12 protein-coding genes are annotated in these 9,815 nt (G+C 70.3%); 9 read left to right on the top strand and 3 right to left on the bottom strand.

Going from position 1 to position 9,815, the window contains the following annotated elements:
* Positions 1-58: 58 nt before the first annotated feature.
* A complete protein-coding gene (locus ABFS34_08340) occupies positions 59-733 on the top strand; it encodes an OmpA family protein (GenBank protein ID MEN8375442.1) in 675 nt (224 codons plus the stop codon).
* Positions 734-1,101: 368 nt separating this feature from the next.
* Here the strand turns inward: ABFS34_08340 and ABFS34_08345 are convergent, their stop codons facing one another.
* Together ABFS34_08345 and ABFS34_08350 are read right to left on the bottom strand one after the other, a co-directional pair.
* Positions 1,102-1,524 (bottom strand): biopolymer transporter ExbD, encoded by a 423-nt coding sequence (locus tag ABFS34_08345; protein ID MEN8375443.1) that lies wholly within the window; start codon positions 1,522-1,524, stop codon positions 1,102-1,104.
* Positions 1,525-1,647: 123 nt separating this feature from the next.
* Entirely contained in the window at positions 1,648-2,607 is a 960-nt protein-coding gene (locus ABFS34_08350) for an alpha/beta hydrolase (GenBank protein MEN8375444.1), read from the bottom strand.
* Between the two features lie 90 nt (positions 2,608-2,697).
* Here ABFS34_08350 and ABFS34_08355 point away from each other — a divergent pair, with 90 nt between their 5' ends.
* From ABFS34_08355 to folK, 4 genes are all read left to right on the top strand, one after another.
* Positions 2,698-3,651, top strand: a complete 954-nt coding sequence (locus ABFS34_08355; GenBank protein MEN8375445.1) for a carbon-nitrogen hydrolase family protein — start codon at positions 2,698-2,700, stop codon at positions 3,649-3,651.
* Positions 3,648-4,397 (top strand): SDR family NAD(P)-dependent oxidoreductase, encoded by a 750-nt coding sequence (locus ABFS34_08360; GenBank protein MEN8375446.1) that lies wholly within the window; start codon positions 3,648-3,650, stop codon positions 4,395-4,397. The genes ABFS34_08355 and ABFS34_08360 overlap by 4 nt, the downstream gene beginning before the upstream one ends.
* 78 nt (positions 4,398-4,475) lie before the next feature.
* The gene (locus ABFS34_08365) at positions 4,476-4,847 is read left to right on the top strand and encodes a dihydroneopterin aldolase (protein ID MEN8375447.1); all 372 of its coding nucleotides are present in this window, start codon (positions 4,476-4,478) and stop codon (positions 4,845-4,847) included.
* A 193-nt stretch (positions 4,848-5,040) separates the two neighbouring features.
* A complete protein-coding gene (folK, locus tag ABFS34_08370) occupies positions 5,041-5,574 on the top strand; it encodes a 2-amino-4-hydroxy-6-hydroxymethyldihydropteridine diphosphokinase (GenBank protein ID MEN8375448.1) in 534 nt (177 codons plus the stop codon).
* Here the strand turns inward: folK and ABFS34_08375 are convergent.
* A complete protein-coding gene (locus ABFS34_08375; protein ID MEN8375449.1) occupies positions 5,571-6,416 on the bottom strand; it encodes a DUF72 domain-containing protein in 846 nt (281 codons plus the stop codon). The genes folK and ABFS34_08375 overlap by 4 nt on opposite strands.
* Here ABFS34_08375 and tyrS point away from each other — a divergent pair.
* The 4 genes from tyrS to ABFS34_08395 form a co-directional block, all read left to right on the top strand.
* Positions 6,415-7,707: a tyrosine--tRNA ligase gene (tyrS, locus tag ABFS34_08380; GenBank protein MEN8375450.1), complete on the top strand. Its 1,293-nt coding sequence runs from the start codon at positions 6,415-6,417 to the stop codon at positions 7,705-7,707. The two genes, ABFS34_08375 and tyrS, sit on opposite strands and share 2 nt — an antisense overlap.
* The gene (locus ABFS34_08385) at positions 7,704-8,420 is read left to right on the top strand and encodes an esterase (protein MEN8375451.1); all 717 of its coding nucleotides are present in this window, start codon (positions 7,704-7,706) and stop codon (positions 8,418-8,420) included. Before tyrS ends, ABFS34_08385 begins: the two co-directional genes overlap by 4 nt.
* A complete protein-coding gene (locus tag ABFS34_08390) occupies positions 8,417-9,541 on the top strand; it encodes a glycosyltransferase (GenBank protein ID MEN8375452.1) in 1,125 nt (374 codons plus the stop codon). The genes ABFS34_08385 and ABFS34_08390 overlap by 4 nt, the downstream gene beginning before the upstream one ends.
* A gap of 88 nt (positions 9,542-9,629) precedes the next feature.
* On the top strand, positions 9,630-9,815 hold a 186-nt coding region (locus ABFS34_08395), incomplete at its 3' end, for an SDR family NAD(P)-dependent oxidoreductase (GenBank protein MEN8375453.1).

The following is a 9,815-nucleotide window of genomic DNA, read 5'->3' on the forward strand; positions in this document are numbered from 1 at the left end:
CAGGGGGACGAGAACGGGTGGTAGTGATAGAACCACAACGAGGGAGGGAGTGTCCGCCATGTTCAAGATTCGAAGATCGGCACCTGCCGTGGCCCTGCTGATTCCGCTCACGCTGTCCGCGTGCGCCAGCCTGAGTAACACGGAGGAGGGCGCGATCATCGGCGCCGCCGGTGGTGCCGTCGTGGGCGGCGCGATCGGCAAGGCGACCGGGTCGACGGCGCGCGGCGCGATCATCGGCGCCGCCGTCGGTGGCGTGACCGGAGCGGTCATCGGGCGCCAGATGGATCAGCAGGCGGAGGAGCTCGCAGCGGATCTCGAGGGCGCCGACGTGGAGCGCGTCGGCGAGGGCATCCTGATCAGCTTCCCGTCGGGGCTGTTGTTCGACTTCGACTCCTCGAACCTGCGCTCTGCCTCGCGTGCGGATCTCGCCGATCTGGGCGCCAGCTTCGAGAAGTACGAGGGGCGTGAGCTCATGATCGTCGGGCACACGGACGCCACGGGCGCGGACGACTACAACATGAACCTGTCGCGCGAGCGCGCTCAGTCGACCGCCGACTATCTCATGTCGCGCGGCGTCTCGCCGTCCCGCGTCCGCGTCGTCGCACTCGGCGAATCGGAGCCGGTGGCGAGCAACGACACCGCCGATGGGCGTCAGCTCAACAGGCGCGTCGAGATCGCGATGTTCGCGACAGAGGAGTTCCGGGAACAGGTGGAGCGCGAGCAGGGGCTGTAACGGGGTCCGTCCCTCTCGCGATTGTCGCCGGGGCGGCGGGAACTATCCCGTCGTCCCGGTGGTTTACTCTGTCGATCATCCAGTGTGCCGGCGCGGAAGTCCCGTGTGCACCGAGGCGCGTGATGCAGCGCGGGCCGAATGCCTACGGGACTTCTGCAACGGTACACTAGATTAATCCGTGAGCGGGGTCGTCTCCGCTCGGGCCCGACGCCGCCAGGCGCCGCGAGCCTTAGGAGTGCGCGGGGAGAGCGTGCAGCTGGCGTGCTCCGATGACGACGTGGTGTTGCTCGCCTGCACGGCGATCCACCGATGAAAAAGCCCCTTCCGGGACGCCGGGAGGGGCCTTTCTCATCCGAGGCAAGCCTCCTTCAGGGCTCCAGCTGTCGCAGCGAGACGCGCTCCGCGCCCGCGCCCTGCAGAGCGTCCAGAACATCGATCATGCGGGCGTAGGGCGCCTCCGGATGGGTCTGCACGGCGGCGATGAGGAGCGGGTTCTGCGCGTGCGCTTCCCGCCATAAGTCGGGAATATCGCGCGCGCGTACGACCCGCGCGAAGGAGCTGGTACCCGGTCGCAGATCGACCAGGCCGTCGGTGCGCACGATCACGTGCAGCACGTTTTCGGCGGGCACGTCGATCGGGGAGTCCGGCGGCGGGAAAACCATCGACAATCCGCGCTCCTCGTCGAAGACCGTGGTGACCAGGAAGAAGATCAGCAGCAGGAAAGCGATGTCCGCGAGTGAGGAAGTCGGAATCTCACGTCCGGCCCGGATCCGGCTGGGAAGTCGCAGCATGGGGACGCTCCGGTCTGGGGTCGGGCGCCTGCGGCTGGCTCCGGTCGCGCCCGTACCAGTGTACCGTAGCAGATGAGTGCCTAGCATCCGTTACAGTCCACCAGCGTTGTAGCGGAGGCGAGGCTAGCGGGTTCCGGCCGGGGCATCGGCCAGAAAGCGGACGACGACGGGGTTGACCACGTCGGGACGCTGCGCGTGGGGTACGTGCCCGGCGCCGCGCACGAGCAGGAACTCCGGCTCCAACAGCTCGCGCAGCCATACGCTGGCTGCGAGCGGGACGGTGGGGTCGTGTTCGCCCCAGATCAGCAGCGTCGGCTTGCCGCGCGCGGCCGCGGCCTCGAACAGCGGACGCGGGTCGCGGTCGATGAAGTCGCGGGCGGTCCCGAGCAACGCCCGGCGGAAGCCCCGGTACCCGACCTGTTCGCGGTAGGCTTCCACCCAGCGTGGGTACCAGGGAGTGTCGCGCACGTCCCGGTGCTGCCGGCGCACGAGCCGGGGTACGAAGTGCGTCGTCGCCAGAAGCTCGCCCACTCCGCGAATGGCCAGCGGGCCGATCGGCGAGCGCTGTGCGTACGGATCGATCAGCACCAGGCGACGAACCAGGTGCGGGTACCGGTCCGTTACCGCGGCAGCGATGGCGCCCCCCATCGACAGCCCCACCAGGTCCGCCGGTCGCTCGACACCGAGCGCCTCGAGGAGCCCCACGAGCTGACGCTCGAACAGGTTGCGGTCGTAGCTTCGCCGCGGCCGATCCGAGTAGCCTCGGCCGTAGACGTCATAGCGGATTACACGGAGCCCGGCTTCCGCCAGCGCCGGAACGGTAGCGTCCCAGACATAGGCGGGCACCGAAAAGCCATGGATGAGCACCACCGGTTGCCCATCGGGGGGACCCAGCTCTTCGTAGTGCGTCCAGCCATCGGGTAGCGCAACGAAGTCGCCGGGAGCGCGCTCGCGGGCGTCGTCGTCCAACTCGGCGCGCTCGCGGCTTCTGAACCAAGGCGCGAAGAGTCCCGCCACGAGCAGACCGAGCGCGGACAGCACGAGCCACACGATGCTCTTCCTGTCTGGTCCCGAATCAGCCATGCTCCTCCCGAATCTGCTCCCGTCTGGCGCCTGGGCGCGGCGCGCGCCAAACTTGGCCCCCCGTGATCGTCCACGAGCCGTCGGTTGTCCATGGAATCGCTACCCGTCGCCGTCGTACAGGCGGCACCCGAAGTGTTTCAGCGCGACGCGACGCTGAACAAGGTCGCCCGCCGGATCGCCGGCGCGGCCGAGCGCGGCGCCCGGTTCGTCCTGTTCCCGGAGGCGTTCGTGCCGGCCTACCCCTGGGGACTGCGCTTCGGCACGCGCGTAGGCGGCCGCACCGAGGACGGCAGGCGAACCTTCGAGCGCTACTGGGCCAACGCAATTGCGGTTCCATCGGAGCACACGGAGGCGATCGGCGACGCCGCCCGCGCGGCGGGGGTCTACGTGGCGATCGGGGTGGTCGAACGCGATAGCACCCACAGCGGCGGGACCCTTTTCTGCACCCTGCTCTATTTCGGCCCCGACGGACGCCTGCTGGCCAAGCATCGCAAGCTCAAGCCGACCGCCGCCGAACGTCTGATCTGGGGCGAGGGAGACGGCAGCACGCTTCCCGTGATCCAGGTGGACGGCGTCCGGGTCGGCGGGCTGATCTGCTGGGAGAACTACATGCCGCTGGCGCGCGCGGCCATGTACGCCAAGGGGATCGACGTGTGGGTCGCGCCCACCGCCGACTGCCGGGACACGTGGCAGGCTACGCTGCGTCACATCGCCTGTGAAGGACGGTGTTTCGTGCTGGGCTGCAACCAGTACCTCGAGGCCTCGATGTACCCGCCCGACCTCGTAGGGCGGGAGGATATCGAGGGGGCGGAGCCGGTTCTGAACCGGGGCGGAAGCGCCATCGTGGGTCCGCTGGGCGAAGAACTCGCTGGTCCGCTCTACGGCGTGGAGGGAATCCTCCAGGCCGATCTGGACCTGGGGGCGATCCCGCGCGCGCGCTTCGACTTCGACCCGACGGGCCACTACGCCCGCCCGGACGTCTTCCAACTGACCGTGGACGAGCGTCCGCGCACGGCGGCCAGGATAGTGGGGGAGGGCGCGTGAGTCTCGACGGACGGCTCGCCCTGGTCACGGGGGCCGGGCACCGGCTGGGACGCGCCATCGCTTTGGCGTTGGCGGAGGCCGGCGCGGACATCCTCGTCCACTACCGGAGCTCGGCGGACCTGGCGCGGGAGACCGCGCAGAGCGTTCGCGCGCTCGGGCGGGACGCGGACCTGATCGCTGCGGACCTCTCGGTGCCGGCGGACATCGACGAATTGTTCGATACGATCGAGGGCGCGCGCGGGGGACTCGACGTGCTGGTGAACAGCGCCGCCTCCTTCGAGAGCGCGCCCATCGAGGACATCCAGGCGGAAGCCTGGGACCGCGTGCTGGCCGTCAACCTGCGCGCGCCCTTCCTGTGCATCCGCCGCGCGGCACCGCTCCTGAGAGCCCGGGCCCAGCCCGGGGCGATCGTCAACATCGCCGACCTCAGCGGGCTGGTGCCCTGGCGCGGCTTCGCGCATCACTCGGTGAGCAAGGCCGGCCTCGTTCACCTGACCAAGGCCGCGGCCAAGGAGCTCGGGCCCCGGATTCGGGTCAACGCGGTGCTCCCCGGGCCGATCCTGCCGCCACCCGGAGAGAGTCCGGATAGCGAAGAATGGCGTCACCGGGGCGATCGCCTGCCTCTGGGGCGCACCGGCGATCCGGCCGATATCGGTAGCGCGGTCGTGTTTCTCGCTGCCAGCGACTACATCACCGGCGAGGCGCTGGCGGTCGATGGCGGCGAGCACCTGCTCTCCGGCCGCTGAGCCGGACGCCCCTGGCGCGCCGAGCCCGGCAAAAGGGCTCGTGGGCACGCCCTGAACCCGTACGAGGAGCTGGACACCGTGGCGGCGACCGACCGGATTCTCATCAAGGACCTCCTGGTACGGGGTATCATCGGCCTGAACGACTGGGAGAGGAAAAAACACCAGGACATCCTCATATCCATGGAGCTGTTCGTGGATGCGCGCGCCGCGGCCGCGTCCGAGGCCATCGCGGACGCGCTCGATTATCGGACGTTGACGAAGGCCGTCATGGCCTACGCGGAGAGCTCGGGTCACCACCTGGTCGAGGCGCTCGCCCACGAGATCGCACGCATCGCGGTGCTGGACCACGGGGCGGAGCGCGCGGTGATCCGCGTGGAGAAGCCGGGCGCGGTGCGCTTCGCGCGTTCGGCCGGCATCGAGGTGGAGCGGACCGCGGCGGACTTCGCCTGACCCCGCGCCTCTAGCGTACCGTTGCAGAAGTCCCGTAGGCATTCGGCCCGCGCTGCATCCCGCGGATGCGGCGTTGGAACTCCTTGCCGTAGCGCGGCTACGGCGCGTCGTTTCGCCTTGCCCCGCGGGCGCATCACGCGCCTCGGTGCACACGGGACTTCCGCGCCGGCACACTAGCGGAGCAGCCAGAGCGATGAGTCCCCCGCGCACGGTCGTGCTCCTGCTCGGGTCGAACATCGACCCCGAGCGGAACCTGCCCCTCGCCGTGGACCGGCTGAGGGCCGAGACCCGCGTCGACGCCCTCTCGCGGGTCTACGAGACCGATCCCATCGGCGCCCCGGGTACGCCGCGGTTCCTGAACGCCGCGGTGCGGATCAGCACGGACCTGACCCTCCACCGCCTCCGCGCCGACGTGCTGCGGCCCATCGAGAACGGGCTTGGGCGGGTCCGGCTTCCGGACCCGAACGCCCCCCGTACCATCGACATCGACATCGTGTTCGTGCCCGGACTCGTGCTGGAGGACGCCGAGGCCGGTCTGTGGATTCCCGAACCGGAGCTCGCCGTTCGACCCCACATCGCGGTGCCCGTCGCGGACGTCGCGGGAGATGACAGCCATCCGATCACGGGGGACCGCCTGGGCGCCCTCGCCGCTCGGCTTGCGCGCGAGTCTTCCATCGTCAGGCGAGCCGACGTGGTGTTGACGCAGGGCGGCCGGGGCGACGCCTAGAAAAGATCGCGCTGCATCGCCAGGGCCGCGGGATCGACCGGCGACATCCCGAGCCTGCGTTGCAGCGCCCGGGCGCTGGCGGGCGAGTGGCCTTGCCAGTCGTTGTTGAAGAACGCCCACACCACTCGCCCCGCCGAGACGGCGTCCCGGAGCGCGTCCGCCCAGGCATCCAGCTCGGCGTCTCGGCGTGCCTCGACGCGGCGCATCCCGTAGCGGTGCCGGACCTCTCCCATCCAGCGGACGTACGTCAACGCGGTACCCGCCGTGGGCAGAAGCTCGAGCGCGGTCGCCGTGTCCCGCCAGGGCCCCACGCTGATCGTCCTGTCGATCCCGTAGTCCTCCAGGAAGCGCAGGACGTCGGGCGCGAACCAGCCCGCAGACCTGAACTCCACGGCGAAGCTGAAATCCGCCGGCAGCGTCGGGATGAAACGCTCGAGGGCGGCGCGGGAATGCACCGTGAAGTCCGGCGGCAACTGGACCAGGATGGGGCCCAGCTTCTCCTCCAGAAGCTCGACGCGGAGTAGAAACGTACGTAGCGTGGGGCCACAGTCGCGCAGCCGCCGCTCGTGCGTGATCTCCCCCGGAAGCTTGACCGCGAACCGGAAGCCGGCGGGCGTGCGTTCCTTCCAGGAGGCTACCCTGGCACCGTCCGGAGTGGCGTAGAAGGTCGAGTTCACCTCGACGCTGTCGAAGGCCTCCGCGTAGACCGACAGCAGGTCCTCTCCCTGTCGCTCGGGCGGATAAAACGGCCCGACCCAGGCCGGGTAGCTCCACCCCTGGGTCCCGATGCGGTAGGCGCCGACGTTGCCGTGCCCTCGCCCTAAACTATCTTCGCGTGCCATGGACCTCATCGACGAACTCACCTGGCGCGGTCTCCTCTACGACGCGACCGAGGGTACGGCGGAGCACCTCGGCGAACGAGCCGAGCAGGGCCGGCCCGTATCCGGATACATTGGCTTCGATCCGTCCGCCCCGACCCTTCATATTGGGTCGCTCGTGCCGGTCATGCTCCTGGTGCACCTGCAGCGGGCCGGCCACATCCCCGTCGCGCTCGTGGGCGGCGGCACCGGGTTGATCGGCGATCCCAGCGGCAAGGAGGACGAGCGTCTCCTGCTCGACCGGGAGGAAGCCGAGGCGAACGCCGCCGGCATCCGAGGACAGCTCGAGCGCTTCCTCGATTTCTCTCCGGGGCCCACGGCGGCCCGCGTGCGCAACAACCTCGAATGGCTGGACGAGGTGCGGCTGGTCGACTTCCTGCGCGATGTCGGCAAACACTTTTCGGTGAACGCCATGATCCGCAAGGAGTCGGTACGGCGTCGGCTGGAACGCGACGAGGCCGGCATCAGCTACGCCGAATTCAGCTACATGCTCTTGCAAGCCTACGACTATCTGGTGCTCCACGACCAGGAGGGCTGCACGCTCCAGATGGGCGGCAGCGACCAGTGGGGCAACATCACCGCGGGGATAGACCTCGTGCGGAGGGCGAGGGGCGAGTCCGCGCACGGGATCGTGGCGCCGCTGGTGACCGCGACGAGCGGCGTCAAATTCGGCAAGACCGAAGCGGGCGCGGTGTGGCTCGACGCCGTGCGGACCTCGCCCTACCGCTTCTACCAGTTCTGGCTGAACACCGAGGACGCCGACGCGCCGACGTACCTGCGCTTCTTCACGCTCAAGGACCACGCAGAGATCGCCGAGCTGGACCGGGGGGTGACCGAGCGCCCGCAGGAGAGGGCCGCCCAGCGCGCGCTCGCCGAGGACGTGACCCTGCGCGTGCACGGACCCCAGGGGCTGGAGCGGGCCAGGCGCGCCACCGAAGTGCTGTTCGGAGGATCCCTCGACGGGCTGGCCGGGGCGGACATCGAGGACATCTTCGCCGACGTCCCGTCCAGCGCCGTGGCTTCGGACAGGCTGGCCGGGGAAGGGCTGGGCATGGTGGAGGCGCTGGCGGACGCCGGCGTGCTGAAGTCGCGGGGAGAGGCGCGGCGGGCGCTGCAGCAGGGAGCGATATACCTGAACAACCGCCGCGTCGAGGAGGCGGATCGTCGCCTGAGGGCGGCGGACGCGCTGGATGGGCGCTTCCTGGTGCTGCGTCACGGCAAGAAGAGATACCACCTGGTCCGCGTGACCCAATGAGCTCGCCGGCGCCCGGTCCCGGCGCGGCGGCGAGCGTCCGGGAAGAGCACATCCGCGTCGCCCGCACGGCCCGCTTCGCTGTCGTGGGCGCCGACGCGCCCGGGGCCGCCGAGCTGTGGATCGCTTGCCACGGGTACCGTCAGCTCGCGCGCAACTTCGCGCGCTCCTTCGTAGACGTCGCGAGTGCGTCTCGAAGGATCATCGTCCCCGAGGGCCTGTCGCGGTTCTACGTCGACGACGACGGCGGCCCGCACGGCGCTGAGGCGCGCGTGGGCGCGACCTGGATGACGCGCGAGGATCGCGAGAGCGAGATCGACGACTACGTCGAGTACCTCGACGCGCTCGCGGAGCTGGTGGGCGCGGACGACACCGGACCCGGGCGCCTCACGGCGTTCGGCTTTTCGCAGGGCGCGGCCACCGCGAGCCGCTGGGCCGCATACGGGCGCACGGAGATCGACCGCCTGATCCTGTGGGCGGGCTTGCCGGCGCACGACCTGGACCTCGACGCCGCGGCCACCAGACTCGCGCACGTGGACGTGATCCTGGCGTACGGAACCGACGACGCGCACGTGACGCGCGCCGCCGCCGACGCCGCCGCGGCCTCCCTTCACGAAGCGGGCGTGCCCGCCCGGACCTGGCCGTTCGAGGGTGGACACCGGGTGGCGGCTGCCCGGGTGGCGGATCTCGCCCGGGAGCTCACGGCTCCGGCGTGACCGCGCTCGGGCTGCTGACGGCGGCCGGCTGGCTGGCGGCGACCGCCATGCTCGCGGCCGGCCTGAGGCGCATTCCGCGTCTGCGCCCGCGGGGCTCGGCGCCCGCGGTCACCGCCGCCGTGGTCGTGGCGGCGCGCAACGAGGAGGCCCACGTCGAGGCCGCCATGCGGACGCTACTCGCCCAGCGTCACGCTGGCCTGCGGATAGTCGCGGTGGACGATCGATCCACGGACCGAACCGGCGCCATACTGGATCGCCTGGCGGCCACGGATGGGCGCCTGGAGGTCGTGCACGTGCGCGAGTTGTCGGCGGCCTGGTTGGGCAAGAACCACGCGCTGCACGTGGGCGCTCGAGCCGCGCGCGCCGATTTCCTGGTTTTCGCCGACGCCGACGTGCGCCTGCACCCGGACGCGGTAGCAACCGCGCTCGACCACGCGCTTCGGGGCGCACTCGACCACCTGGCGCTGTTCCCGCGCATGCGCTCTCCCGGAGCTGTGCTGAGCGCAGCGGTGGGCGTCTTCACGGTGCTGTTCGCGCTTCGTTTCCGTCCGTGGCTGGCCGGCGACCCCGGCAGCCGGGCGCACGTCGGCGTGGGGGCGTTCAACCTGGTGCGAACCGAGGCGTATCGTTCCGTCGGTGGCCACCAGCGGATCGCCCTGCGGCCGGATGACGACCTGCGGCTGGGGCGCATCCTCAAGGAGGCGGGCTTCTCGTCGGGCGCCGCCTACGGGGACAGCCTCGCGGAGGTCGAGTGGTACGGGAGCGTCCCCGAGCTCATACGTGGCCTCAGGAAGAACGCCTTCGCGGCGGTCGACTATCGTCCCTGGTTGGTGGCGCTCGTCGTGGCGAGCCTGTTCGCGTTTCACGTGTGGCCGTTCGTCGCGGTGGTCCTCCTGTCGGGGCTCGACCGCGTCCTCTTCGGTCTCGCCGCCGCGCTGGCGGTAGCCGCGTTCACCGCTTCGGCACGCCGCTTCGGCTTGCGCGCGTGGACGGCGGCGTTGTACCCGCTGGGAGCGGCCATCATCGGCTACGCCATCGCGGCCGCCACGGTGCGGGCGCTGGTCACCGGCGGTGTGGAGTGGCGCGGGACCGTCTACCCGTTGGACCGACTGCGCGGATAGACCTTGCCGGCCGCGCCGGCCGCGAGCCCTATTAGGGCCTGGGCCGTCGGCAGAAGCGAATCCACGATCATCCAGGACTGCGTATCGCATGACATCCCCCGAACGGGTCATTCTGCTCACCGGAACCAGCAGCGGCATCGGCTTCGAGGCGGCGCTGGTACTCGCCTCCCGCGGCCACCGCGTCTACGCGACGATGCGCGATCCGCTGCGTCGCAACGCCGACGCTGCCGACGCGCTGCGCGTGGCCGGGGACCTGGCCGCGGGCGAGATCAGG

The organism is Gemmatimonadota bacterium, from assembly GCA_039715185.1.
GTDB lineage: Bacteria > Gemmatimonadota > Gemmatimonadetes > Longimicrobiales > RSA9 > DATHRK01.